Origin of the sequence: Streptomyces sp. NPDC090022 (assembly GCF_044748145.1) — a bacterium.
Taxonomy (GTDB): domain Bacteria; phylum Actinomycetota; class Actinomycetes; order Streptomycetales; family Streptomycetaceae; genus Streptomyces.
The window spans coordinates 85,981-110,270 of record NZ_JBIVFN010000009.1; the positions used below are offsets into that span (position 1 = coordinate 85,981).

Here is a 24,290-nt window from a genome sequence, read left to right on the forward strand (position 1 = left end):
TCGTTGTGCGCCGGACCCGTTTTAACGGTTCCTTATCTTCACAGATTTGTGAAATCACAGTAACTTCATCAGCATGACGAAGGCAATCATGTTGTCCGACCTGCGGAAGTCCTTCGGTCGGGTGCAAGCCCTCGACGGGCTCCACCTCACAGTGGAGACGGGCGAGGTGCACGGTTTCCTCGGGCCCAACGGGGCCGGCAAATCCACCACCGTCCGGGTCCTCCTGGGCCTGCTGCGTGCGGACGGCGGAAGCGCCCGACTGCTCGGCAAGGACCCCTGGAACCAGGCCGTCGAACTCCATCGCCGCCTCGCCTATGTGCCGGGTGACGTGGAGCTCTGGCCCAACCTCACGGGAGGTGAGGCGATCGACCTGCTGTCCCGGCTGCGCGGCAGCCTCGACAAGCGGCGCCGGGACGAGCTGATCGAGCGCTTCGACCTCGATCCCACCAAGAAGGGCCGCACGTATTCCAAGGGCAACCGGCAGAAGGTCGCCATCGTCGCGGCCCTCGCCTCGGACGCCGAACTGCTGCTGCTCGACGAGCCGACCGCCGGCCTCGACCCGCTGATGGAGGTGGTGTTCCAGGACGTCATCCTCCAGGCCAAGGCGGCCGGCCGGACCATCCTGCTCTCCAGCCACATCCTGGCGCAGGTGGAGAAGCTCTGCGACCGCGTCAGCATCATCCGCCAGGGGCGGGTGGTACAGACCGGCACACTGGCCGAGATGCGCCACCTCACCCGGACGACGATCGAGGCCGAGACCGCAGCACCCGTCACCGGCCTGGAGTCCCTCCCCGGTGTCCACGGCCTGCGCACCGAGGGCAACCGGGTGCACTTCGCCGTCGACGGGGCGCACCTCGACACGGCGATCCGTCAGCTTTCCCGGTTCGGGCTGAGCAGCCTGGTCAGCCACCCGCCGACGCTGGAGGAGCTGATGCTGCGCCACTACGGCGACCAGCTCGCCGCCAACGGCCGGGCCGCCACCGGGGACGGTGTCCGGTGACGACCGCCACCGCCTCCCCCGCCCCCGCGCGCGCTCGCGCCGCAGAGGGCGGCCGGGTGTTCGCCGGGGCCGGCACGCTCCTGCGCTTCAACCTCCGCCGGGACCGCATCAGGATCCCCGTCTGGGTCTTCGCCCTCTTCGTCGCCTCGGCGGGTACCGCGAACAACGTCAAGACGCTCTACCCCACGGCCGCCGACCGGGCCTCGATCGCGCGCAGCTCGGACACCCCCGCCGTGCTCGCCATGACGGGCCCCCGGCACTACCTGGAGGACTACACCTTCGGTGCCATGCTCGGGCACCGCATGCTCGGCATCGCCGCCGTCCTGGTGGCCCTGATGAGCATCCTCATCGTCACCCGGCACACCCGGGCCGAGGAGGAGACGGGCCGCGCGGAGCTGGTCCGCTCGGCCGTCGTGGGCCGGCACGCCCATCTCGCCGCCGCGCTGGCCACGGCCGCCGTCGCCAACCTCGGCCTGGCCCTGCTGCTGGCCGTCGGCCTCGGCGGCATGGGGATCGAGGGCATCGGCTTCGGCGGGGCCCTGCTGTACGGACTGGCCCACGCCTCGGTCGGCCTGGTGTTCGCGGGCGTGGCCGCGATCACCGTACAGATGACCGCCCATTCCCGAGGGGCGTCGGGGATGGCGCTCGCCGCCATCGGCGCCGCCTTCGCCCTGCGGGCCTCCGGCGACGTCGGCAACCAGGCCCTCTCCTGGTTCTCGCCCATCGGCTGGGCCCAGCGCACCTATGTCTTCGTCGACGACCGGTGGTGGCCGCTGCTGCTCTCCCTGGCGCTCGCGGGGGCCTGCACGGCCGTGGGCTTCCACCTGAGCACCCGCCGGGATGTGGGCGCCGGCCTGCGGGCCGCCCGCACCGGCCCGGCGGCGGCTTCCGAGGCGCTGTCGCGGCCCTTCGGTTTCGCGTTGCGGCTGCACCGCGGCCTGCTCATCGGGTTCGGTGCCGGCGTCTTCCTGCTCGGTACGATGTACGGCTCGATCCTCGGCGATGCCGAGGACATGCTCAAGGACATCGAGCAGGTGCAGGACGCGCTGAAGCGGCTCGGCGGAGCCACCGTCGCGGAGTCCTTCGCGGCGATGGTCATGTCGATCGTGGCCGTGGTCGTCGCCGTGTACGCGGTCATCGCGGCCTTGCGGGCGCGCGCGGAGGAGACCGCCGGACGCGCCGAACCCGTCCTCGCCACCGGCCTCTCCCGGGCCGGCTGGCTGGGGAGCCACCTCGCGGTCGCGATGGCGGGCGGCACCCTCCTGCTGCTGGTCTCCGGTATCGGCCTGGGGATCTCCGGCGCCGGCTCGACCGGTGACGGCGGGCTCTTCCTGAAGCTGGTGGGCGCGGCCCTCGCCTATGCCCCGGCCCTGTGGGTGACGGTGGGCGTCACGGCGGCGCTGCACGGCTGGTTCCCGCGGGCCGCCGCCGTCGCATGGGTGGTACCGGTGAGCGCGTTCGCGATCGGCTATCTGGGACAGCTGTTGCAGTTCCCCGGATGGGTGAACAACTTGTCCCCGTTCGGCCATGTGCCGCGACTGCCCGCCGCCGGGATGGACTGGACGCCGATGGCGGTCCTCACCCTCGTGGCTGCGGGGCTGGTCTGGCTCGGCCTGGAGGGCTTCCGCCGCCGGGACCTCGACACGAAATAGCCCGGCAAGAGCGGGGCGGCGTACGGACTGTGACGCCGCCCCGCTCCTCGTACGCCGGCACCCACCCCGTGAACGGGCCACCCCCTCCACATCGACGGCCGGCTCATCGGCGCGCCGTCAGCCACGACCTGCGCACCCCGCTGGCCGGGGCCCTGGCCGCGGTGAGCTCACTGCGCAGCGGACGCGAAGGTCTTCTCTGCGGAGGACCGGGCGGAACTGCTCGCCGCGGCCGAGACGGGCCTGCTGCGGCTGAGCCGGCTGGTCGAGAACCTGCTCGACCAGCCGGCTCCAGGCGGGCGCCCTCACCCTGAACCTGCGGACCACCACGTTCGAAGAAGTACTCCCGGCCGCCCTGGACTCCCTGGCGGCCAGCCCGCCCTCCCCCACCGTGGCCGACGTACGCGCACCGGAGTCGATGCCTGCCGTGCGGGCCGATCCGCCACTCCTCGAAAGGGTGCCGGCCAACCTCGTCGGCAACGCCGTACGTCACTCACCGCCGGAGCACCCGGTGCTCGTGACCGCCGGCGCGCTCGCAGGGCGCGTGGAGCTGCGCATCACCGACCGCGGGCCCGGCATCCAGCCAGGCGACCGCGAACGCGTCTTCGAACCCTTCCAGTGCCTGGGCGACCACGACAACTCGGCAGGCCTCGGCCTCGGACTGGCCCTCGCCAAGGGCCTCACCGAGGCCATGGGCGGCACCCTGACCTCCGAGGAAACCCCCCGGAGGCGGCCTGACGATGGTCGTCTCGCTGCCCGCGGCCTGACCGCCGCGGCATGCGGCGAGACCCATGCAAGGCGGCTCAGTGGCGTCTGGCCGCGGGAAGGGTGAGGTCCACGGCGAAAGCACTCGCTGTGACTGTGGTCCGGACGGTGCCGCCCATCGACTCGGTGAGGTCGCGGGAGAGCCGCTGCGGCAGGCTGAAGGGCTGGCCAACTTCTTCGGCGTCCCGCCGGCATACTTCTTCGACGACCAGGTCACCCTGGCGGTCGACGATGAGCTGGCCCTCCTCTCGGCCCTGCGGGACGCGAAGGTCCAACGGGTCGCTCTGCGAACGTCATCGACCTGGCCACCACCGAAGCCGCCCACGCCCTGGGCTTGGCCGCCTCAACCAGCCGCCTCCGTCCCGGCTACCGTGCGGACCTACTGGTCGTCCACGGCAATCCTGTCGAAGACCTTCAGAATCTGCGCCGCGTAGCTCTGGTCATGTCCGGCGGGCGTGTCCACATACCTCGGTTTCCGCATACCGCCGGATGAGATCGCTCCCGGAGCTACCTCAACACCGTTGGTCGCGCCTCTCGGCTGACGTGCCTTGAACGGGTGTGTCTGGTAAGCGGTGACGGCGTCCCCGATCGGGCCTCACGTGTCTCGGGCCGACGCGTGGAGAGCCGTGTCGACCCGTAATCCTCCAAAGGCTGGTAGGCCTCTGCCTCTGCTTCTGCGGTCAGACGGCTGTGAGGGCGCCGGGGAGCTGGGCGAGTTCGTCTTCGGCGTGGGTCACGACCGGCATGCCGGCCACGCCGGTCGCCAGTGGTGTCCTGTGGAAGCCGTGGTACGTCATCGTCCCGCCGGACAGGAACGCTGTCTCCCAGCCGGCCTGACGCAGGACGCAGTAGGCGAGGTAGCTGCGGAAGCCGGAGCGGCAGTACGTGTACACGGGGCGGTCGCGGGGCACCTCGGACAGCCGCTCGCGCAGCTCGGTGTACGGGACGAGGACGGCGCCGGGGATGTGCCACGCCTCGTACTCGGCCTGGGTGCGGGTGTCGAGGATCAGCGCCCGCTCGGCGCACTCAGGGAACTCCTCCGGGTACCAGAGGTGGATGTCGCCGCGCAGGAGGTTCGCGGCAAGGAAGCCAACCATGTTGACCGGGTCCTTCGCCGATCCGTAGGGCGGGGCGTAGGCGAGTTCGAGGTGTTCGAGGTCGTAGACGGTCATTCCGGCACGCTGCGCGACCGCGAGGACGTCGATGCGCTTGTCGACGCCGTCCCAGCCGAGTACTTGCGCGCCGAGCAGCTTGCCCTCGGCAGGGTCGAACAGCACTTTCATGAACAGTGGAGCGGTGCCGGGGTAGTAGGCGGCGTGCCCGCTCGGGTGGGCGTACACCTTGCGGTAGGGGATGCCGGCCGCGCGCAGGTGGGCCTCGGTCAGGCCGGTGCCGCCGGCCGTCATGTCGAAGACCTTGACGACGGCCGTTCCCTGCGTCGCGCGGTAGGCGCTGTCATGTCCGGCGATGGTGTCGGCGGCGATCCGTCCCTGGCGGTTGGCAGGGCCGGCGAGCATGGAGAGCACGGGCTCGCCGGTGACGAAGTGAGGTGTCTCCACGGCGTCGCCGGCCGCGAGGATGTCGGGCGCCGATGTGCGCATGTGCGCGTCGACGACGATGCCGCCGCGCGGGCCGATCTCCAGTCCGGCCGCGCGGGCCAGTTCGACGTTGGGGCGGGCGCCGGCAGCCAGGACGAGGACGTCCGGTTCCAGGGTGGTGCCGTCGGAGAGATCGACGTGGAAGGTGCTGCTTTCGCCGCTGCGGATGGCATCGGCGGAGGTGGAGAGGCGGACGTCCACACCGTGACTGTTGACGTGGTGGTGCAGGATCCGGGTCATCTCGTGGTCGAGCCACGGCATGAGCCGGTCCGTCCGCTCGACGACGGTCGTCTCCAGCCCTCGGGACCGCAGCGCCTCGGCTAGTTCCAGTCCGATGTAACTGCCGCCGACGACGACGGCGCGTGAGGCGCCCTTCTCCAGGTGGGCGATGATCCGGTCCATGTCCTCGATGTCACGCAGGACGTCGACACGAGGGTCGTTCGCCCCCGGAATCGGTGGGCGGATCGGATCGGCGCCCGGGCACAGGACGAGGGTGTCGTACGACTCCCGGTAGACGCGGTCCGCGTCGAGGTCGCGTACCTCGACCTCCTTGGCCCGGCGGTCGATACTCAGAACCTCATGCGCGGTACGGACATCGAGCGCGAGGCTTCGGGCGAGACTCTCGGGGGTCTGCAGCAGCAGGCTGTCCCGCTCGGGGATGGCTCCGCCGATGTGGTACGGCAGGCCGCAGTTGGCGAACGACACGAAGCGGCCGCGTTCGAGAAGGACGATCTCGGCCGACTCGTCCAGCCGCCTCAGACGCGCGCCGGTCGAGGCGCCTGCCGCGACGCCTCCGACGATGACGGTCTTCATGGAAGGCCCCTTCCGGACTGGTGACATGAGCGGCCTTGGGGGCCCGGAGCCGTGGCGGTCATGGCGCGCGCCACATCTCTCCGGGGAGGGCACCGACGGTGCCGACGCCGTGGTCGATCTGGTAGTCGAGGTTCATCGCCGCGGTGATGAGAGCGAGATGACTGAACGCCTGAGGAAAGTTGCCGAGTTGTTCGCCCGTCGGGCCGATCTCCTCGGCGTACAGACCCAGGTGGTTGCCGTACGTGAGCATCTTCTCGAAAGTCAGCCGCGCCTCGTCCAGCCGCCCCGAACGGGCCAGCGCGTCGACGTACCAGAACGTGCACATCGAGGACGTGCCTTCGGAGCCCCGCAGCCCGTCGGGTGAGGCACTCGGGTCGTATCGGTAGACCAGGCTGTCGGAGACGAGTTCCCCGTCCATCGCCCGCAGCGTCGACTCCCACATCGGGTCCTGCGGGGGGATGAATCCGACCAGCGGCATGTAGAGCAGAGCCGCGTCCAAGACCTGCGTGTCGTAGTGCTGGACGAAGGCCCCGCGCCCCGGATCCCATCCGCGGTCCATGATCTGGAGCAGGATCGCATCCCGCGTACTGACCCAGCGTGCCAGGTCTGCGGGTCTGGCGTGGTCGGTGGCCAGACGCACCGCCCGGTCGAGCGCAACCCAGGACATGAGGCGGCCGTACGTGAAGTCCTTGCGACCGCCTCGGGTCTCCCAGATGCCGTCGTCCGGCTCGTCCCAGTGGTCGCACAGCCAGTCGATGAGCCGGGTGATCCGCTGCCAGCCGCGCCAGGCCAGCGGCATGCCGTGCGCGTCACCGAGCCTGATCGAGTCCATGGCTTCGCCGTAGATGTCGAGTTGGAGCTGGTCGGAGGCTCCGTTGCCGATCCGCACGGGGCGCGAGTCGCGCCACCCCTCGAAGTGGTCGAGCACCTCCTCGGTCAGGTCCGACGAGCCGTCCACCCGGTACATGATCTTCAACGGGGACGTGTCCCGGTCGGTCGCCGAGGCGGCGGCATCGTCGACCCTGGCCGCAAGCCAGCGCAGGAAGCCGTCCGCTTCCCTGGTGTAGCCGAGCCCCAACAGTGCGTAGACCGAAAAGGATCCGTCGCGGACCCATGTGTAGCGGTAGTCCCAGTTCCGTTCTCCGCCTGCCTGCTCGGGCAGACCGGTGGTCGGCGCCGCGATCAGCGCGCCGGTCGGCCGGTAGGTCAGCAGCTTGAGCGTCATGGCGGATCTCTCCACGTGTTCGCGCCACCGCCCCCGGTACTGCGACCGCGCGACCCAGGTCCGCCAGAAGTGGCAGGTCTCCTCGAACAGGCTCGTGACCTCGTCGACTGTGATCCGTTGCGCTGATCCGTCCGGGGCCGTGTCGAGCACGATCCCTCCCGTGTCTCCTACCTGGCCCGTGACCTCCGCACGGACGGCGCCCTCCTCTGAGGTCAGCCGCACCTGCTCCGACGGCGCCGCGTCCGGGCGGCGGACGAGGCTGAGCGCCAGCCGGTCGCCGCCGTCGGCATGGAAGGTGGCCCCGTCGCCGGAGACCTCGACATGGTGCGACTTCCGGCCGTAGTCGAAGGCCGGCCGGCACTCGACGACGAAACGCATCTGCCCGCGCACCACCCGCATCAGCCGCACCAACCGGTGTCGGTCAGTGGCCGCACCCTCGATCACCGGCATGAAATCGACGACCTCCCCGACCCCGTCCGGAGTCAGGAAGCGCGTGATCAGGACCGCGGTGCCCGGCAGATACAACTGCTGGCTCTCCCAGGAGTCCGTGTCCGGGGCGATCCGGAACAGGCCGCCCCGCTCACGGTCCAGAAGCGAGGCGAAGACGCTGGGGGAATCAAACCGGGGAGAGCAGAACCAGTCGATAGTCCCGTCCGTTGCCACCAGCGCACTGGTCTGCAGGTCACCGACGAGCCCGTGGGCGCCGATCAGCGTGAAGGTCTTCATCTGTGGGCTCTCTTCCGGTAGCAAACCTGCCACCACTCGCCACATGAACACCGGCGTACTCCCGGGGGCCGGTAGTGGCCGGCCGCCCTGAACGGAACAGTCCAACGGCACTCCGACCTCGACGCTCTTGCGAGACCGAAGGGCTTCAGCGCCGACTTCGGCAGCTCGGCGGGCACCAGGCATATGCAGAGGACGTCCCAGGCGAGTCGGCCGGCTTCAATGTGTCCGACGGCGCTCTCGGTCACCCAGTTCAGCCTTGTGGGGCCTCTCCTTCTACCTAAACAGCTCACCCCTGGGTGCGCCATCCGGCATTGTCTGCATCGACCTTCCGTCGTGCTGCCCCGTCCGGGCTCGACGGACTCACTCTTCCCGTCGGCACGGCACTCCGTTCGATAGAATCGCTCACAGACGTTCGACCCCGCCGGAAGCACGACCACCGCCCGGGCGCCGAGAGGCTTCGGTTCCCCCTCGCGACTGGAGCGTCGTATGGCGTACCGTCCAGCGTCCGGCGTGACGCGAACGGCCATTGCGGCCGCCTTCGTGACGGCCCTGGCCACCGCACCGCCCACTCCCGCGCAGGCCTTCACCGGTGGCAACCACGAGGACATCACACGGGCGGCCCTGCCCTGGGAACCGGTCACGCTCTCCGCGATGGCGGATGCCAAGGACGGGGCGGTCAACGCCAACGACCACGGCGGGTACTTCCTGATCGGCCCCCTGCACTGCGACAACGCCGACTACCTCGCCCCACGCCTCGTCCAGCACTATCCCCGCAGCCGGGACGAGGCCACCACCGAGCTGCTCGCTTGCATCCGCACCTCCGTCGCCCGCTTCCGGAACGCAATCCGGGCGGCCGACGGCCTCGTGGACGCGCACGGCAGGGTCCGGGCCGATCAAAGCGGCCTCTCCTCCCCGTGCACATGGAAAGAGACCTCCGACCGGGCCAAGTGCGACGTGCTGGAACAACTCGGCCGGGGCTGGCACCAACTCCAGGACTTCCACACCCACTCGAACTGGTCCGACCGGCCGGCCCCCGGGCCGGTCGGCCTCGACAACCCACCCGGGCTCGCACGTACCGATGCCGTCCCCTTCTTCGCCATCGGCCGCTACAGCCGCATGGAGGACGCCGACTGGACCAGGGAGGCCCGATCCCTCGTACCAGAAGAGCTCACCACCGGCTGCTACTCCGACTTCGACTCCACCGGCGTCAAGTCCGCCGACTGCGCCGACCGTGTGACGCACAACCGTCACTTGAACAAGGACACCGCCGCCTCCCGCCGCTCGAGGACCGGAGACAACTTCGCCCGTGCCGTTGCCGGAGCCACCGCCGAGACCGCCCGTCAGTGGAACGACTTCAAGGCCGAACTGCGCAGGACCTATCCGGACGACCGGCGCGGCGAGCAGATGATCTGTGCTCTCGTCCACGACGAACCGGCTTCGAGCTGTCCCTGAGCGGGGGCTCATCCCATGAGCTGGTACAGGCTCGAGCAAGAGACAGATGAGAACGATCGCCAGGTCCTTGTGGTGCGTCAGCCACGTCCGCAGGCTCGTCAGTCCGGACCGGGCCTTCCCGGGCGCGAACACCATGTACAGCTCCATGGCCGGCAGGCTGGAGGTGGCCAACAGGCAGAAGCCGAGATCAGGCTCAGGCCGATGAGCAGTGTGGCCGCGAGCGAGGGCGGAGAGTGGGGCGCGGGCGATTGCCCGCCAGTGAAGAGCAGGACCATGGCGATCACGGCCACGAGGCACGCGAGCCAGGCGATGATGAAGGCCAAACCGTTGTACACCCCACGGGGTGCGGACACGACCAGCACGAAGGCCATGCCCGGGACCGGATAGAGGGTGATGGCTGCGCCGATGAGGAGCAGGTCGAGCAGCATGGGGATGCCCCTGAGTCCGTGTCGTGCTCCGGCCGGACCAGGTCAGGTCGCGAGGACCTTGGCCTTGGCCTGTGCGAACTCTGCTTCCGTGATCGCACCGCGGTCCTTGAGCGCGGCAAGCCGGGACAGCTCCTCCGCATGGCCGCCGCTCCCGGCGGTCTCGCGCACGTAGGAGCGGCAGTTCGGCGTCAGGGCTGACCGTCCTGACATCCCCTCGGGTCACTGTCGACTCCGACGAGGCGAGCATCGCGGTCGCCGTCGACGGCGAGGCACTGCACATGCCGACTCCTGTCCACTGCACTATCCGCCCGGGTGCGCTCCGGGTCCTGGTCCCCAGGACCCGTCCTGGGTCACCGGCGGGCCGCCCGCCCCTTGACTGGAGAGAAACGGTTGCTCTGGTGCTCAGTCGGCGTCGGCCGTCTCCAACCACCGAGAATCGCTGAACGGCAGGTGCGAGGGCCGGAGAAGGGGGAGCTGAAGTGTTGCAACCACGTCTTGGACGCCTCTTGCCGGAGCCTGCGACAAGACAACCTCGGAGCTGCTGGCCACACCGTCGTGACGCGCATAACACGCGAGTGTCCACGGAATAGGGCAAAGCCCGCCCCTGACACAACCCCTGCACGGCGGTCGGCCCCCACGTCACGGAACGTCACTGTCGGGTAGCGAGCGGGCGGAGTCAGCCAACGGCTCGGCAGCCCGGCTCCCGCCCCCTTCGAGATACTCACCACGGCACGACTGACAGTTCCGTCCGGCGGCCACCCACCGCACATGACGACCCATGAGAAACCGCGCCGTCCGTGCGTCGAACATGCGTCGAACATGCGTCAAGATATCGCACCTAACGCACGTAACGCCCACCATGCACATCGGCAAACCTGCAGGTCAGAAGCCCTTTTCCACCGGTTCCAGGATCGCGACGCACTCCACGTGGTGCGTCATCGGGAAGAGGTCGAAGACGCGCAGCGTGCGGACGCGGTAGCCGTGGTCGCGGAAGTAGGCCAGGTCGCGGGCCAGGGCCGCCGGGTCGCAGGCCACGTACGCGAGGCGGCGGGGGGACAGGGAGGCCAGGTGGCGGACCGTCTGCTTGCCGGCGCCCGCGCGGGGCGGGTCCAGGACGATCAGGTCGCACTCCGTGATCTTCGTGCGGGGCAGGACCTGGTCGACCTTGCCCTGCTCGATGCGGACCCGCGGGAAGTCGGCCAGGTTGTGGCGGGCGTCCTCCACGGCGCGCTTGCCCGCCTCGATGCCGAGGACCGCGCCGGTCTCGCCGACGCGTTCGGCGATGGCGCCCGCGAAGATGCCGACGCCGCAGTACAGGTCGAGGGCCATCTCGCCCTTGCGCGGCATCAGGCCCTGCATCACGGCCTTGATCAGGGTGTCGGCGGCCTGCGGGTGGACCTGCCAGAAGCCGCCCATGCCCACGCGGTACGTGCGGCCGTCGGCCCGTTCGCGCACGAAGGGGCGGCCGTGGACGCGGTGCGTCGAGCCGTCCTTCTCCTCCACGCGCAGGACCGAGACCGGCTTGTCGAGTTCGACCAGCGGGAGGCGGCCGCCGGGGCGGGGGGTCAGGACGACCTGGCGGTCGTTCGAGCCCGAGGCGGCGATGGCCTCGACCGACTCCATCTGGGGCCAGTCCCGCTTCTCGATGCCGAGCTCCGAGACGCCCGGCGCCGCGATCATGCAGTGGTCGATGATCTCGACGTCGTGCGAGCGGTGCCGGCGCAGGCCCGCGTTGCCGTCCTCGTCGATCGCGTACTGGACGCGCGTACGCCACTGCGGGACCTGCCCGGCCGGCAGCTTGTCGCCCTCGGCCGGCATGACGGTGCCGTCCCAGCCGGCCTGCTCCGGAGTGAGGCCGGCGAGCCGCTGGAGCTGCTCGGCGACGACCTCGCCCTTGAGCCGGCGCTGCGCGCCGGGCTTGGCGTGCTGCCAGTCGCAGCCGCCGCACTTGCCGGGGCCGGCGTACGGGCACGGGGCCTCGACCCGGTCCTTGGAGGCCTCCAGGACCGTGATCGCGTCGGCGCGCAGGAAGCGGGAGTCCTCCTCGCCCTCGGTGACCTTGGCGACGACCTTCTCGCCGGGGAGGGTGTGGCGGACGAACAGGACGCGGCCGTCCGACGTACGGGCGATGCAGTGGCCGCCGTGCGCGACGGGGCCGACCTCGACCTCGTACTCCTCCCCGACCAGTGACTGCTTCTCGTTCTGCATGGTGGGGAGGTTCTCCAGGTGGGTGTCGGGTGTAGAAGTGGATCACACGAATGCCGATGGGCCGGCCGTGGCGGCCGACCCATCAGTCTACGTCCTACTTCGGGCGCGAGTCTTCCACGGGCCTCGGACGGGGGGTGTCCACCGGGCCGCGGCGCACCGCTCCCGGCGCGTTCCATTCCTGGCGCTTCTTCGCCCGCCGCTTGGCGAGCTCGGAGGACTCCAGCTGGTAGGGCACCGACGTCACCATCACGCCCGGCGTGAACAGCAGCCGGCCCTTCAGGCGCAGGGCGCTCTGGTTGTGCAGCAGGTGCTCGTACCAGCGGCCGACGACGTACTCGGGGATGTACACGCTGACGGCGTCGCGCGGGTTCTCGCTGCGCAGGCCCTTGACGTACTCCACGACCGGCCGCGTGATCTCGCGGTACGGCGAGTCGAGGATCTTGAGCGGCACGTTGATCCCGCGCCGCTCCCACTCGGCCCGCAGCGCCTTGGTCTCGGCCGCGTCGACGCTGATGCTGAGCGCCTCCAGGGCGTCCGAGCGGGTCAGCTTGGCGAAGGCCAGCGCGCGCAGGGTCGGCTTGTGGACCTTGGAGACCAGGACGATGGAGTGGACCCGGGAGGGGCGCACGCTGTCGTCGGAGGGGCCATCGGCCGCCGCGATCTCGTCGGAGACGCGGTCGTAGTGCTTCCGGATCGCGGTCATGGTGCCGTAGAAGATCAGCATGCCGAGCAGGGCGACCCACGCGCCGTGCGTGAACTTGGTGGCGAGGACGACGACCAGCACCAGGCCGGTGAAGAAGGCACCGAAGGTGTTGATGGCACGGGCGCGGATCATCCGGCGGCGCGCGGCGGGCTCCCGCTCGGTGCGCAGGTGCCGGTTCCAGTGCCGGACCATGCCGATCTGGCTGAGCGTGAACGAGACGAACACGCCGACGATGTAGAGCTGGATCAGCTTGGTGGAGTCGGCGTCGTAGAGCCAGACCAGCAGCATGGCGGCGCCGGCCAGCAGCACGATGCCGTTCGAGAAGGCGAGGCGGTCGCCGCGGGTGTGCAGCTGGCGCGGGAGGTAGCGGTCCTGCGCGAGGATCGAGCCGAGCAGCGGGAAGCCGTTGTACGCCGTGTTGGCCGCGAGGAACAGGACCAGCGCGGTGGCGGCGGCGAGCAGGATGAAGAAGAAGCTGCCTTCGCCGAAGACGGCCTCGGCCACCTGGGTGATCACCGGGTTCTGGACGTAGCCGTCACCGACGGGGACGCCGTCGCGCAGCAGGTCGTGGGCCGGGTTCTCGGCCATCCGGACGTCGGTGGCCAGGGCCAGGCCGATGATGCCGCAGAACATGGTGACGGCGAAGAGGCCCATCAGGGCCAGGGTGGAGGCCGCGTTCTTGCTCTTGGGCTTGCGGAAGGCGGGTACGCCGTTGCTGATCGCCTCGACGCCGGTCAGGGCCGCACAGCCGGAGGAGAAGGCCCGCAGCAGCAGGAAGACCAGGGCGAATCCCGCGATCCCCTCGTGTTCGGGCTTGATCTCCAGATCCGCGGTGGGCGCCTTGAGCGTCTCGCCCATGACCGAGCCCTGCCAGACACCCCAGGCGATCATGATGAAGACGGCGGCGATGAACACGTACGTCGGGATGGCGAAGAGCTTCCCGGATTCCTTCACACCCCGCAGGTTCATCAGGGTGAGGAGGAGGATCATGACGATCGCCGAGAGGACCTTGTGCTCGATGACGAAGTCCACGGCGGATCCGAGGTTCTCGACACCGGAGGAGATCGACACGGCCACGGTCAGGACGTAGTCCACGAGCAGGGCGCTGGCGACGGTGAGTCCGGCCTTGGGCCCGAGGTTGGTGTTGGCGACCTCGTAGTCGCCGCCGCCGCTCGGGTACGCGTGGACGTTCTGCCGGTAGGAGGCGACCACGGTGAACATGAGGACGACGACCGCCGCCGCGATCCACGGGCTGAACTGGTAGGCCGATACACCCGCGATCGAGAGGACCAGCAGCACCTCTCCGGGGGCGTATGCGACGGAGGACAGCGGGTCGGAGGCGAAGACGGGTAGGGCGATCCGCTTGGGGAGGAGCGTTTCTCCGAGGCGGTCGCTGCGCAGCGCCCGGCCGATCAGGATCCGTTTGGGCACGTCGGTCAGTTTGGACACGCAGAGGATCGTACCCGGCTATCAAGAAGTCATATTGATGACCGCCTGTGTGTAGCTCGGGGCGCGGTCTGAGACCCTGTTAAGCCTGAGCATGAATGAGGCTGGACTGACTGACAGCCGCCGACAGCCGGAAGGACGGCCGTGCATATCGTCATTATGGGCTGCGGAAGGGTGGGCTCCGCCCTCGCGCAGACCTTGGAGCAGCAGGGGCATACGGTCGCCGTCGTCGACCAGGACCCCACCGCGTTCCGTCGGCTGGGGGCGGGGTTCGGCGGACGCCGGGTCACCGGCGTCGGCTTCGACCAGGACACGCTGCGCGAGGCCGGTATCGAGGAGGCGGGTGCCTTCGCCGCCGTCAGCAGTGGTGACAATTCCAACATCATCGCCGCCCGGGTGGCCCGTGAGATGTTCGGCGTCGAGAACGTCGCCGCCCGCATCTACGACCCCAAGCGCGCCGAGGTCTACCAGCGCCTGGGCATCCCCACCGTCGCCACCGTGCGCTGGACCGCCGACCAGATGCTGCGCCGGCTGCTTCCCTCCGGCGCGGAGCCGCTGTGGCGCGACCCGAGCGGTGCGGTGCAGCTCGCCGAGGTGCACGCCTCGGCGGCCTGGATCGGCCACAAGGTGAGCCGGCTCCAGGACGAGACCGGGGTCCGCGTGGCCTTCCTCACCCGTCTGGGCGAGGCGATGCTGCCGACGTCGCAGACGGTGCTGCAGGAGGGTGACCTCGTCCACGTGATGATGCGCACGGACGAGATCGACAAGGTCGAGGCGGCCTTCGCCGAGGGCCCCGAGGAGGCACACGCATGAGGGTCGCGATCGCCGGGGCCGGCGCGGTGGGCCGCTCCATCGCGGGCGAGCTCCTGGAGAACGGCCACGAGGTCCTCCTCGTGGACAAGGCGCCGACGGCCATCTCCGTCGAGCGGGTGCCGCAGGCCGAGTGGCTGCTGGCCGACGCCTGCGAGATCACCTCGCTGGACGAGGCCGCGCTGCAGCGCTGCAACGTGGTCATCGCGGCGACCGGCGACGACAAGGTCAACCTGGTCGTCTCGCTGCTGGCCAAGACCGAGTACGGCGTCCCGCGCGTCGTCGCCCGGGTCAACAACCCCAAGAACGAGTGGCTCTTCAACGAGTCCTGGGGCGTCGACGTCGCGGTGTCCACCCCGCGCCTGATGTCGGCCCTGGTCGAGGAGGCCGTCAGCGTCGGTGACCTGGTCCGGCTGCTGCGCTTCAGCCACGGCGACGCCAACCTGGTCGAGCTGACGCTCCCGGCCGAGTCCTCGGTCGCGGGCACCCAGATCATGGAGATCAACTGGCCGGAGGACACCTCCCTGGTCACGATCATCCGCGGCAACCGGGTCCTGACGCCGCACCCGGAGGAGACCCTGGAGGCGGGCGACGAGCTGCTGTTCGTGGCCGCCCAGGCCCGCGAGGAACAGCTGGAGGAACTCCTCCAGGCCCGTCGCTGACCGGGCGCGCGGCACGTACGCCGCAGGGGCGGGGCGACCGGTGGTCGCCCCGCCCCTGCGGCGTCGTCGTTGTCCGTGACCGGCAGGCCGGCCGGGAGCTACATCTCGCGGAGCTACACCTCGCCCCGCCCGGCGGCCTTCGCCGCCGCCTTGCGGGCCTTCTCCGCCTCCTCCTCGGCCTCCCACTCCGCGATCACGTCGATCGGCGGCGGCGCCTTGGCCAGGAAGAGCCACGTGAAGTACACGGCCAGCACCATGGGCGGCAGCTTCAGCGCCACCAGCAGCCAGCCGAGCTGCGTCTCGTCGCCCCACCAGTACAGCGGGAAGAGGATCGCGTACTTGGCCAGGAAGATCAGACCCCAGGCCAGCGAGGCCTTGACGTACGCCTTCTTGCGGCCGGGATTGCGGGTGCGCCAGGAGAGGTTCTCCCGGAAGACCGGGCCCAGCACCACCCCGAGCAGCGGGAAGCCCACCAGCGCCGAGACCGTGAAGGCGACGCCGAGGCCGGCGCCGTAGATCATGCCGGGCAGGTAGAAGCCCTTGGCGCTGCCCGTGAAGAGGGCGAAGGCGACGCCGACGCCGACGCCGAAGACGCCGCTGAAGGCGTGCTTGACGGTGTCCTTGCGGACCAGCCGCACGATCACCAGCAGCACGGCCACCGCACCCGCCGCGATCGCCGACATCCGCACGTCCTTGTTGAACGTGTAGATCATCACGAACAGCAGGCCCGGCAGCATCGTCTCCACGGTGCCCCGGATGCCGCCGAAGGCGTCGAAGAGCGCCGCCTGGGTCACGGCCTTGACGTCGGGCCCGTCCTCCTGCGGCGCGGAGCCGGGGGACGGGGAAGGCGTCGGTTTGTCGAATGACGTCACCGGCTAGTGCTCCTGTCCGAGCGGTCGGAGTTCGTACTTGGGGTTGAAGAGGACCCGTCGGCCGTGGCTCATCGCGATCCGCCCGGACGCGATCATGCGCCGGCCGGGCTCGATTCCCACGATCGAGCGACGGCCGAGCCAGACGACGTCCAGCGCGGCGGAGCCGTCGAAGAGCTCCGCCTCCAGCGCCGGAACCCCTGCCCTCGGCCGCAAGGTGACCGTGCGCAGCGTACCGGTCACCTTGACGATCTGGCGGTCGTGGCAGTCGCAGATCCGCGTGCATCCCGCGGCTTCTGCGTCCTCCTGCAGTTCCGCCGAATGCAGCTCCTCCTGGGAGGTGGACAGCCGCTCTATCATCCGGCGGAACCGGCCCGCCGGCCTGACCGGTTTCGCGGGCTTCTCGGGACGCGGTTCAGCACTCATACAGGAAGCGTACCGGCGCCCCACCTAGCGCTCGAAGCGGTATCCCATGCCCGGTTCCGTGATGAAGTGCCGCGGGTGCGAGGGGTCGGCCTCCAGCTTGCGGCGCAGCTGCGCCATGTACACCCGCAGGTAGTTCGTCTCGGTCCCGTACGAGGGCCCCCACACCTCCTGGAGCAGCTGCTTCTGGCTCACCAGCTTGCCGCTGTTGCGCACCAGCACCTCCAGCAGGTGCCACTCGGTCGGCGTCAGCCGTACGTCGCGCCCCTCGCGCACGGCCTTCTTGGCGGCGAGGTCGACGGTGAACCCGGCCGTCTCCACGATCACCTCGTCCTCCCCCGCGCCGGTGCCCGGCTCGGCCCGGCGGACGGCGGCCCGGAGCCGGGCCAGCAGCTCGTCCATGCCGAAGGGCTTGGTGACGTAGTCGTCGGCGCCCGCGTCGAGCGCCTCGACCTTCTCGTCGGAGGAGTGCCGGGCGGACAGCACCAGGATGGGTACGCGGGTCCAGCCGCGCAGGCCCTTGATCACCTCGACGCCGTCCATGTCGGGCAGGCCGAGGTCGAGGACCACCACGTCGGGGTGGCGGGCGGCCGCGAGTTCCAGGGCCCCCGCGCCGTCGGCGGCGGCGTCCACCTCGTACCGGCGCGCCTTGAGGTTGATCACGAGGGCTCGGACGATCTGCGGCTCGTCGTCCACCACGAGCACCCGGGTCATTGAGGTCCTGCTTTCTGTCGTACGTCGTCGTCGTGTGCGTGCGGGATGCTCTCGGAGCGGTCGGGACGACCGCCCGGGAGCTGGTCGGGCGGTGCGTCGTCGGGCGGTGCGGCGTCGGGCGGGGCCCCGTGACGCACGGCGCGCAGGGTGAGGACCATGGTCAGGCCGCCCCCCGGAGTGTCCTCGGCGGCGAGCGTTCCGTCCATGGCCTCGGCGAATCCGCGGGCGACCGCGAGGCCGAGGCCGACGCCCGCGCCGCGCGGTGCGTCGCCGTGCCGCTGGAAGGGCGCGAAGATCGCGTCCTTGGCCTCGTCGGGTACGCCGGGCCCGCGGTCGGTGATCCGCACCTCGACCCGGTCGCCCAGCGCGCTGGCGGAGACCGTGACCGGGGTGCCGGCGGGACTGTACTTGACGGCGTTCTCCACGACGTTGGCGACCGTCCGCTCCAGCAGCCCGGGGTCGACCGCGACCATGGGCAGGCTCTCGGGCACGTCCAGCAGCACGCTGTCCTCCGGTACGCCGCCGAGCGCCATCGGGACCACCTCGTCGAGGTCGATCGCGCGGATCAGCGGGGTGACGGTGCCGGTCTGGAGGCGGGACATGTCGAGCAGGTTGCCCACGAGGTGGTCGAGCCGGTCGGCGCCCTCCTCGATCCCGGCGAGCAGCTCGGCCCGGTCCTCCTCGGAGAAGTCGACGTCGTCGGAGCGCAGGCTGCTGACGGAGGCCTTGATGGAGGCCAGCGGGGTCCGCAGGTCGTGGCTGACGGCGGCCAGCAGCGCGGTACGGATCCGGTTGCCCTCGGCGAGCCGGCGGGCCCGGTCGGCCTCGTCCACCAGGCGCCGGCGGTCCAGGACCACGACGGCCTGGGCGGCGAAGGCGCCGAGCACGCGCCGGTCCTCGGCGGGCAGCACCCGGCCGGTCAGGGCCAGCGCCATGTGGTCGCCGATGGGCATGTCGACATCGGCGTCCTCGGGGCGGGCGGCGGGGTGGGGGCCGACGCTGCCGGCCGGAACCCAGGGATCGACGTCGCCCGCCCGCTCCAGCAGGGTCACGGACTCCATGGCGAAGGTCTCGCGGACCCGTTCCAGCAGGGCGTCGAGGGAGTTCTCGCCGCGCAGCACGCTGCCCGCGAGGAAGGAGAGGATCTCGGACTCGGCGCGCAGCCGGGCCGCCTGGTGGGTGCGGCGGGCCGCGAGGTCGACCACGGACGCCACCGAGACGGCCACGCCGAAGAAGACGCTGATGGCGACGATGTTGCGCGAGTCGGAGATCGTGAACCGGTGCAGGGGCGGCGCGAAGAAGTAGTTCAGCAGCAGCGAGCCGACCGCGGCGGAGGCCAGCGCCGGCCACAGTCCGCCCAGCAGGGCGGCGGCGACCGTCAGCGACAGGAAGAGCAGCATGTCGTTGGCGAGGCCGGGGTCGGTGTCCATGTGCGTCAGCACCAGGCACAGCAGCACCGGGCAGACCACGCCGACCAGCCAGCCCGCCACGATCCTGGGCCGCCCGAGCCGGGCCGTCGTGCGGGCCACAGGCAGTCCCCGCCCCTTGGCGGCCTCCTCGTGGGTGACGATGTGGACGTCGAGGTCGGGGCCGGACTCGCGGGCGACGGTGGCCCCGACGCCGGGGCCGAAGACGTACTGCCAGCTCTTGCGGCGGCTGGAGCCGAGGACGATCTGGGTGGCGTTGACCCCGCGCGCGAACTCCAGCAGGGCGGCGGGGATGCTGTCGCCGATCACATGGTGAAACGTTCCTCCCAGGTCCTCGACCAGGGTCCGCTGCACCGCGAGCTCCTTGGGCGAGGCCGCCGTCAGGCCGTCACTGCGCGCGATGTAGACGGCCAGGACCTCGCCGCCGGCGCCCTTCTCCGCCAGGCGCGCGGCCCGGCGGATGAGGGTACGGCCCTCGGGGCCGCCGGTCAGGCCCACCACGATGCGTTCGCGGGCCTGCCAGGTGGTGCGGATGTTGTGCTCGCCCCGGTACTCCTGGAGGTACTCGTCGACCCGGTCGGCGACCCAGAGCAGGGCCAGCTCGCGCAGGGCCGTCAGGTTGCCGGGGCGGAAGTAGTTCGACAGGGCCGCGTCGACCTTGTCCGGCTTGTAGATGTTGCCGTGGGCCATCCGCCGGCGCAGCGCCTGCGGCGACATGTCCACCAGCTCGATCTGGTCGGCACGCCGTACGACCTCGTCCGGCACCGTCTCGCGCTGACGCACCCCCGTGATCGTCTCGACCACGTCCCCCAGCGACTCCAGATGCTGGATGTTGACCGTGGACACCACGTCGATACCGGCCTGGAGCAGCTCCTCCACGTCCTGCCAGCGCTTGGTGTTGCGCGAGCCCGGCACATTCGTGTGCGCCAGCTCGTCCACCAGCGCGATCGCGGGACGCCGGGCGAGGACCGCGTCCACGTCCATCTCGGTGAAGGACGCCCCCCGGTGGGTCAGCTGCCGGCGCGGCACCTGCTCGAGCCCGTGCAGCATCACCTCGGTGCGCGGCCGGTCGTAGTGCTCGACGAACGCCACGACGCAGTCGGCCCCGCGCTCGACCCGGCGGTGGGCCTCGGACAGCATCGCGTACGTCTTGCCCACACCGGGCGCCGCGCCGAGATAGATCCGAAGCCTGCCGCGTCCCATGGGCCCATTCTCAGGGACATTCCGCCTGTCCACGCACGTGGGGGCGGCCGGGAGGAGATCCCATACGGATCCCTGACACGGCGCCGCCGCCGGGTCCCGGCGCACGTCGACGCTGCGGCCCGCACCCCCCGGGGAGTACGGGCCGCCGCCTCGACGTCAGGAGCGGACCGAGCCGGTCACGCCGATCGGCTCAGCGGACCTCGGTGATCTCCGGGCCGCGCTCCAGCTGACCCATGCCGCCGGAGAAGCGCGAGCCCTCGGCGTCCTCGGTCTGCACGCCGTCCGGCACCATCTGCGCGTCGTTCGGCAGCTTGAGGACGATCGGGTCGCGCGGGGCCATCGGGCCCTCGCCCCGGATGATGACGGTGTCGCGGAAGATCTGCTCCAGCAGACCGGCCGACTCCGGACGCACCGCGCCCTGGCCGGAGATCACGCCGCGCAGGAACCAGCGCGGACCGTCCACACCGACGAACCGGACCAGCTGCGCACCGGTCTGCCCGTCCGGCAGCGGTACGGGGACCTGCGCGCGCAGCTCCCAGCCCAGCGGGCCCTCGACCACGTCGACGACGCCGCCCTGCTGGGTGATACCCGTGGCGATCTCCTCGCGGACCTCGCCCCAGATGCCTTCCTTCTTCGGCGCGGCGAACGCCTGCAGCTGCACGGCACTGTCGCGCAGCACCACGGTCGCGGCGACGATCGCGTCACCGGCGACCTCGACCCTCAGCTCCATGCCCTCGACACCCGGGACGAGCATGCCGCCCAGGTCGACCCGGCCGTCGGCGGGGTTCCCCGGTACCTCGGAGACGTCCCACGGGCCGTCGGGGCGGGGGGCAGGCGGCAGGTTCACCCGGCGCGGCTCGGCCACGTCGGTCTCATCGGCGTCCTGCTCCTCGTCCGTGCCGACGCCGTCGACGACCTGCTCGGTCTCGCCACCGTCCTTGACGGAGCTGTTCTTCTTGCGACGTCCGAACACGTCACTGTCCTTCCCGGTCGGATACGACCGAAGCGTAGCCATTCCCACCCTGCTGACCAGCGCCGGATCCGGCCACGGCCGCATGACCGCCGGTGGAGCCGAAACCCCCCTCGGCCCGGGCCGAGCCGGGAAGTTCCGCCACCTCGTGGAAGCGCACCTTCTCGACCCGCTGGACAACCAGCTGGGCAATGCGGTCGAAGCGCTCGAACCGGACGCTCTCGCGCGGGTCGAGATTGACCACGATCACCTTGATCTCCCCACGGTACCCGGCATCCACCGTCCCCGGGGCATTCACGAGCGCGAGCCCGCAGCGGGCCGCCAGCCCCGAGCGCGGGTGGACGAAGGCGGCGTACCCGTCGGGCAGCGCGATGGACACCCCGGTGGGCAGCACGGTGCGCTCGCCGGGGGCGAGCTCGGCGGCCTCGGTGGTCACCAGGTCGCAGCCGGCGTCGCCGGGGTGACCGTAGGCGGGGAGGGGCACCTCGGGGTCGACGCGCTTGATCAGTACGTCGACGGGTGCGTGGTTCTGCGACATCTAAGGGTTCACCTCGAAGGCGCGGGCGCGCCTGACCTGGTCCGGGTCGGCCATCGCCGCCCGGATCTCCTCGGGCCGTCCGTTGTCGATGAAGTGGTCGACCTTGACCTCTATGAAGAGCGCCTCGGCGCGGACGGCGACGGGGCCCCCGGGGCCGCCTATCCGGCCGACGGCGCTGGAGTAGATCTTCCGCCCGGCCACGGCCGTGACCTCGGCCTCCAGGTGCAGCACGGTGTCCACCGGCACCGGGCGCAGGAAGTCCGTCTCCAGGCGGCCGGTGACGGCGATGACGCGCAGCAGCCAGTTGAGCGAGCCCAGGGTCTCGTCCAGGGCTGTGGCCAGGACACCGCCGTGGGCCAGGCCCGGGGCGCCCTGGTGGGCGGGCTTGACGGTGAACTCGGCGGTGACGCGCACGCCCTCGCCGGCCCTCGCCTGGAGGTGCAGGCCGTGGGGCTGGCCCTCGCCGCAGCCGAAGCAGTGCGCGTAGTGCGCACCGAGGAGCTCGCCGGGCGCCGGGGCGTCGGGGTGCCGGACCGGCGGCGCCGCGTCGGCCGGGGGCGTCAGGCTTGGGTTTCGTCCACTCACAGCCGCAGACCTTACCCGCGCGGCTGCCCGCCGGTCGCCCCGTGCCAAGCTTGGGGGCATGCAGCTCTCGCCCGTGCACCATGACGAACGCCTGACCGCCCCGCGCGCCTGGTGGGTGATCGCACTGCTCGTCGGCCTGGCGGGCGCGCTGATCATGCTGCCGCTGGGCACGCTGCCGCTGCTGGCCGGCCTGGTGGGCGGCACCGCCCTGGCGGGGCTGCTGGTCAGCGGTTACGGCTCCGTGCGCGTGCGCGTGGTGAACGGCTCGCTGGCCGCCGGTGACGCCCGGATCCCGGTGGCGGCGCTGGGGGAGCCCGAGGTGCTCGACGCCGAGGAGGCGCGCGCCTGGCGCACGTACAAGGCGGACAACCGCGCGTTCATGGTGATGCGCAGCTACGTCCCGACGGCGGTCCGGATCGAGATCACGGACCCGGCCGATCCCACCCCGTACGTCTACCTCTCGACCCGGGAGCCGCGGGCGCTGGCTGCGGCGATCCGCGCGGCGAAGGCGCAGGAGCGCGAGGGGGCCCGCGAGGGGGCCGGGGAGCAGGCCGCCGACGGGCGGACCGACGAGCAGCGCGACGCTCAGGGGCAGAACGCCTGACGGCGTCGGGAGGGCCGGGAGACGGCCTCGGGAAGGCCGGGAAAGGGGCCCTGTAGGGCCCACCCGGCGCACGGGGCCCGCCTGGATCAGGCAGGCCCTTCCAGGTAGTGCGCGCCGCCCGGCGGGGGCAGCGGGTGCTCGGGCCGCTCCAGGGGCGGCAGCGGGGGCAGGGCGTCCCACGCGACGGCGCGGGCCCGCAGGTCGCGGCGCACCTTCTCGGCGACCTTCTTGGTGTCGCGGCGGTTCATGACCGCTCCGACGGCCGCGCCCACCATGAACGGCATCAGGTTCGGCAGGTTGCGCACCAGTCGCTTGGTGATCTGCTGGCGCAGCTCGCGCTTCATCTGGCCGCCCAGCGCCGCGTTCAGCGTGGTCGGTTTGGTGAGGTCGACCCCGCGCTCCTCCGTCCACGACGTCAGGTACGCCATGCTGCGGTCCTTGAGGCCGCCGGACGGGCGCAGCCCGTAGACCTCGTGGAGCTCGGCGATGAGCTTGAGCTCGATTGCGGCGACCGAGGTGACCTCCGCGGCCAGTTCGGCCGGCATCGCGGGCGGCACGGGCAGCATGGCCGCCGCGCCGATGCCCGCACCGACGGTCGAAGTGGCGTTGGCGGCGCCCGCGATCAGCTTGTCCGCCAGCTCGTCGGGGCCCAGGCCCGGGAACTGCGCGCGCAAGGTCGCGAGGTCGCGCACCGGAACGCGCGGGGCGTTCTCGATGATCCGGTCGGCGAGATAGACGATCGCCGCCTTCGCGGCCTCCCGGCTCCTGCGCACGCCGTTCCTGACAGCGGTCTCCAGCCGCCGGCCCGCGGATGCACGCCGAGGCGCCTCGTCGGCCCCCGTGGCCGACGGGAGCGTGGCTCCGGCATCCGAGGTCACGGCGAGCTCGCCCGCGGGTCCAGGGCCCGTTTCCGGGCCCGGGGTCTCCACGTACGTCTCCACCGAAGCGTCCTGCCTGCGGAAGCGTCGCTTCCGGAACGGCGTCGAGCCCGTCACGGCCGACGTCCTCAGTCGCAGTCGCGGCAGATCGGCTGACCGTTCTTCTCGCGTGCCAGCTGGCTGCGGTGGTGGACCAGGAAGCAGCTCATGCAGGTGAACTCGTCCGCCTGCTTGGGCAGCACCCGGACGGCCAGTTCCTCGTTGGACAGGTCTGCTCCGGGCAGCTCCATGCCCTCGGCGGCGTCGAAGTCGTCGACGTCGACCGACGAGGACGACTTCTCGTTGCGCCGGGCCTTCAGCTCTTCAATGCTGTCGTTGTCGACGTCGTCGTCGGTCTTGCGTGGGGTGTCGTAGTCCGTTGCCATTGTTCGCTCTCCCCCTCTGGGTGTTAGCGGTGTCTCAGCGCACGTAACGCGCGAGAGGCCGGACTTGTGCCCGACCTGAGGCGGAGATTTTGCCTCACATCAAGGTCTGTTACTCAATCGACACCCAGCCGCACGCCTGAAGGAGCGATCAGCTGTGATGTCGAGCGGG

The 24,290-nt window shown here is 70.8% G+C and carries 23 protein-coding genes and 1 pseudogene; 8 read left to right on the forward strand and 16 right to left on the reverse strand.

The features are described from left to right. Positions 1-73: 73 nt before the first annotated feature. The 3 genes and pseudogenes from ACIPXB_RS18600 to ACIPXB_RS18610 all read left to right on the forward strand — a co-directional run. Complete coding sequence (locus tag ACIPXB_RS18600) at positions 74-1,000, forward strand: ABC transporter ATP-binding protein (RefSeq protein ID WP_401450929.1); 927 nt, start codon at positions 74-76, stop codon at positions 998-1,000. Further along, positions 997-2,652, forward strand: coding sequence for an ABC transporter permease (locus tag ACIPXB_RS18605; RefSeq protein WP_401450932.1), 1,656 nt, complete (start codon positions 997-999; stop codon positions 2,650-2,652). Before ACIPXB_RS18600 ends, ACIPXB_RS18605 begins: the two co-directional genes overlap by 4 nt. A gap of 95 nt (positions 2,653-2,747) precedes the next feature. Then, positions 2,748-3,416: pseudogene (locus tag ACIPXB_RS18610) on the forward strand (sensor histidine kinase); the annotation flags it as partial. Between the two features lie 36 nt (positions 3,417-3,452). Here ACIPXB_RS18610 and ACIPXB_RS18615 read toward each other — a convergent pair. Continuing rightward, positions 3,453-3,689, reverse strand: a complete 237-nt coding sequence (locus ACIPXB_RS18615; protein WP_401450935.1) for a hypothetical protein — start codon at positions 3,687-3,689, stop codon at positions 3,453-3,455. A gap of 59 nt (positions 3,690-3,748) precedes the next feature. Here ACIPXB_RS18615 and ACIPXB_RS18620 point away from each other — a divergent pair, with 59 nt between their 5' ends. Beyond that, a complete protein-coding gene (locus ACIPXB_RS18620; protein ID WP_401450938.1) occupies positions 3,749-3,907 on the forward strand; it encodes a hypothetical protein in 159 nt (52 codons plus the stop codon). A 187-nt stretch (positions 3,908-4,094) separates the two neighbouring features. Here ACIPXB_RS18620 and ACIPXB_RS18625 read toward each other — a convergent pair whose 3' ends face one another. Next, entirely contained in the window at positions 4,095-5,825 is a 1,731-nt protein-coding gene (locus ACIPXB_RS18625) for an FAD-dependent oxidoreductase (RefSeq protein WP_401450941.1), read from the reverse strand. 58 nt (positions 5,826-5,883) lie between these two features. Continuing rightward, a complete protein-coding gene (locus tag ACIPXB_RS18630) occupies positions 5,884-7,776 on the reverse strand; it encodes a glycoside hydrolase family 15 protein (RefSeq protein ID WP_401450944.1) in 1,893 nt (630 codons plus the stop codon). Between the two features lie 510 nt (positions 7,777-8,286). Here ACIPXB_RS18630 and ACIPXB_RS18635 point away from each other — a divergent pair. Continuing rightward, complete coding sequence (locus ACIPXB_RS18635) at positions 8,287-9,228, forward strand: hypothetical protein (protein WP_401450947.1); 942 nt, start codon at positions 8,287-8,289, stop codon at positions 9,226-9,228. A 98-nt stretch (positions 9,229-9,326) separates the two neighbouring features. On the opposite strand, the gene ACIPXB_RS18640 is transcribed toward ACIPXB_RS18635, so the two are convergent. The 4 genes from ACIPXB_RS18640 to ACIPXB_RS18655 all read right to left on the reverse strand — a co-directional run bounded on the left by ACIPXB_RS18640 (position 9,327) and on the right by ACIPXB_RS18655 (position 14,016). Continuing rightward, positions 9,327-9,656: a GAP family protein gene (locus ACIPXB_RS18640; RefSeq protein ID WP_401450950.1), complete on the reverse strand. Its 330-nt coding sequence runs from the start codon at positions 9,654-9,656 to the stop codon at positions 9,327-9,329. A gap of 42 nt (positions 9,657-9,698) precedes the next feature. Further along, entirely contained in the window at positions 9,699-9,866 is a 168-nt protein-coding gene (locus tag ACIPXB_RS18645) for an SHOCT domain-containing protein (protein ID WP_401450953.1), read from the reverse strand. Between the two features lie 672 nt (positions 9,867-10,538). After that, positions 10,539-11,864 (reverse strand): class I SAM-dependent RNA methyltransferase, encoded by a 1,326-nt coding sequence (locus ACIPXB_RS18650; RefSeq protein WP_401450956.1) that lies wholly within the window; start codon positions 11,862-11,864, stop codon positions 10,539-10,541. Between the two features lie 94 nt (positions 11,865-11,958). Next, positions 11,959-14,016: an APC family permease gene (locus ACIPXB_RS18655; protein ID WP_401450959.1), complete on the reverse strand. Its 2,058-nt coding sequence runs from the start codon at positions 14,014-14,016 to the stop codon at positions 11,959-11,961. A gap of 141 nt (positions 14,017-14,157) precedes the next feature. Here ACIPXB_RS18655 and ACIPXB_RS18660 point away from each other — a divergent pair, with 141 nt between their 5' ends. Further along, the gene (locus tag ACIPXB_RS18660) at positions 14,158-14,826 is read left to right on the forward strand and encodes a potassium channel family protein (protein WP_401450962.1); all 669 of its coding nucleotides are present in this window, start codon (positions 14,158-14,160) and stop codon (positions 14,824-14,826) included. Beyond that, positions 14,823-15,485, forward strand: a complete 663-nt coding sequence (locus tag ACIPXB_RS18665) for a potassium channel family protein (protein WP_401450965.1) — start codon at positions 14,823-14,825, stop codon at positions 15,483-15,485. Before ACIPXB_RS18660 ends, ACIPXB_RS18665 begins: the two co-directional genes overlap by 4 nt. Positions 15,486-15,598: 113 nt before the next feature. Here ACIPXB_RS18665 and ACIPXB_RS18670 read toward each other — a convergent pair whose 3' ends face one another. The 7 genes from ACIPXB_RS18670 to ACIPXB_RS18700 form a co-directional block, all read right to left on the reverse strand. Continuing rightward, the gene (locus tag ACIPXB_RS18670) at positions 15,599-16,357 is read right to left on the reverse strand and encodes a DUF3159 domain-containing protein (RefSeq protein WP_401450968.1); all 759 of its coding nucleotides are present in this window, start codon (positions 16,355-16,357) and stop codon (positions 15,599-15,601) included. Between the two features lie 3 nt (positions 16,358-16,360). Continuing rightward, positions 16,361-16,780: an OB-fold nucleic acid binding domain-containing protein gene (locus ACIPXB_RS18675; protein WP_401450971.1), complete on the reverse strand. Its 420-nt coding sequence runs from the start codon at positions 16,778-16,780 to the stop codon at positions 16,361-16,363. 24 nt (positions 16,781-16,804) lie between these two features. After that, on the reverse strand, positions 16,805-17,491 hold the full coding sequence (locus ACIPXB_RS18680; RefSeq protein WP_401450974.1) for a response regulator: 687 nt from the start codon (positions 17,489-17,491) through the stop codon (positions 16,805-16,807). After that, positions 17,488-20,121, reverse strand: a complete 2,634-nt coding sequence (locus ACIPXB_RS18685) for an ATP-binding protein (RefSeq protein ID WP_401450977.1) — start codon at positions 20,119-20,121, stop codon at positions 17,488-17,490. Before ACIPXB_RS18685 ends, ACIPXB_RS18680 begins: the two co-directional genes overlap by 4 nt. 190 nt (positions 20,122-20,311) lie before the next feature. Further along, positions 20,312-21,094, reverse strand: a complete 783-nt coding sequence (locus tag ACIPXB_RS18690) for a DUF3710 domain-containing protein (RefSeq protein ID WP_401450980.1) — start codon at positions 21,092-21,094, stop codon at positions 20,312-20,314. Between the two features lies 1 nt (position 21,095). Continuing rightward, positions 21,096-21,629, reverse strand: a complete 534-nt coding sequence (gene dut, locus ACIPXB_RS18695; RefSeq protein ID WP_401450983.1) for a dUTP diphosphatase — start codon at positions 21,627-21,629, stop codon at positions 21,096-21,098. Continuing rightward, positions 21,630-22,214, reverse strand: coding sequence for a PaaI family thioesterase (locus ACIPXB_RS18700; RefSeq protein ID WP_401450986.1), 585 nt, complete (start codon positions 22,212-22,214; stop codon positions 21,630-21,632). It abuts the gene before it with no gap. Between the two features lie 58 nt (positions 22,215-22,272). Between ACIPXB_RS18700 and ACIPXB_RS18705 the strand changes: the two genes are divergently transcribed. After that, complete coding sequence (locus ACIPXB_RS18705) at positions 22,273-22,818, forward strand: DUF3093 domain-containing protein (RefSeq protein ID WP_401450988.1); 546 nt, start codon at positions 22,273-22,275, stop codon at positions 22,816-22,818. A gap of 86 nt (positions 22,819-22,904) precedes the next feature. On the opposite strand, the gene ACIPXB_RS18710 is transcribed toward ACIPXB_RS18705, so the two are convergent. Both ACIPXB_RS18710 and ACIPXB_RS18715 read right to left on the reverse strand, forming a co-directional pair. Beyond that, positions 22,905-23,813: a hypothetical protein gene (locus ACIPXB_RS18710; RefSeq protein ID WP_401450990.1), complete on the reverse strand. Its 909-nt coding sequence runs from the start codon at positions 23,811-23,813 to the stop codon at positions 22,905-22,907. 11 nt (positions 23,814-23,824) lie between these two features. Continuing rightward, positions 23,825-24,121 carry a DUF4193 domain-containing protein gene (locus ACIPXB_RS18715; RefSeq protein ID WP_030154344.1) on the reverse strand — a complete coding sequence of 99 codons (297 nt, stop codon included), beginning with the start codon at positions 24,119-24,121 and terminating at the stop codon, positions 23,825-23,827. Between the last annotated feature and the right edge of the window lie 169 nt (positions 24,122-24,290).

Coding starts and splice junctions, on each gene's coding strand:
- ACIPXB_RS18705 (WP_401450988.1), top strand. CDS start 22,273: ATGCAGCTCTCGCCCGTGCACCATGACGAACGCCTGACCGCCCCGCGC.
- ACIPXB_RS18685 (WP_401450977.1), bottom strand. CDS start 20,121: ATGGGACGCGGCAGGCTTCGGATCTATCTCGGCGCGGCGCCCGGTGTG.
- ACIPXB_RS18715 (WP_030154344.1), bottom strand. CDS start 24,121: ATGGCAACGGACTACGACACCCCACGCAAGACCGACGACGACGTCGAC.
- ACIPXB_RS18650 (WP_401450956.1), bottom strand. CDS start 11,864: ATGCAGAACGAGAAGCAGTCACTGGTCGGGGAGGAGTACGAGGTCGAG.
- ACIPXB_RS18630 (WP_401450944.1), bottom strand. CDS start 7,776: ATGAAGACCTTCACGCTGATCGGCGCCCACGGGCTCGTCGGTGACCTG.
- ACIPXB_RS18625 (WP_401450941.1), bottom strand. CDS start 5,825: ATGAAGACCGTCATCGTCGGAGGCGTCGCGGCAGGCGCCTCGACCGGC.
- ACIPXB_RS18600 (WP_401450929.1), top strand. CDS start 74: ATGACGAAGGCAATCATGTTGTCCGACCTGCGGAAGTCCTTCGGTCGG.
- ACIPXB_RS18645 (WP_401450953.1), bottom strand. CDS start 9,866: ATGTCAGGACGGTCAGCCCTGACGCCGAACTGCCGCTCCTACGTGCGC.
- dut (WP_401450983.1), bottom strand. CDS start 21,629: ATGTCGCAGAACCACGCACCCGTCGACGTACTGATCAAGCGCGTCGAC.
- ACIPXB_RS18675 (WP_401450971.1), bottom strand. CDS start 16,780: ATGAGTGCTGAACCGCGTCCCGAGAAGCCCGCGAAACCGGTCAGGCCG.
- ACIPXB_RS18665 (WP_401450965.1), top strand. CDS start 14,823: ATGAGGGTCGCGATCGCCGGGGCCGGCGCGGTGGGCCGCTCCATCGCG.
- ACIPXB_RS18680 (WP_401450974.1), bottom strand. CDS start 17,491: ATGACCCGGGTGCTCGTGGTGGACGACGAGCCGCAGATCGTCCGAGCC.
- ACIPXB_RS18640 (WP_401450950.1), bottom strand. CDS start 9,656: ATGCTGCTCGACCTGCTCCTCATCGGCGCAGCCATCACCCTCTATCCG.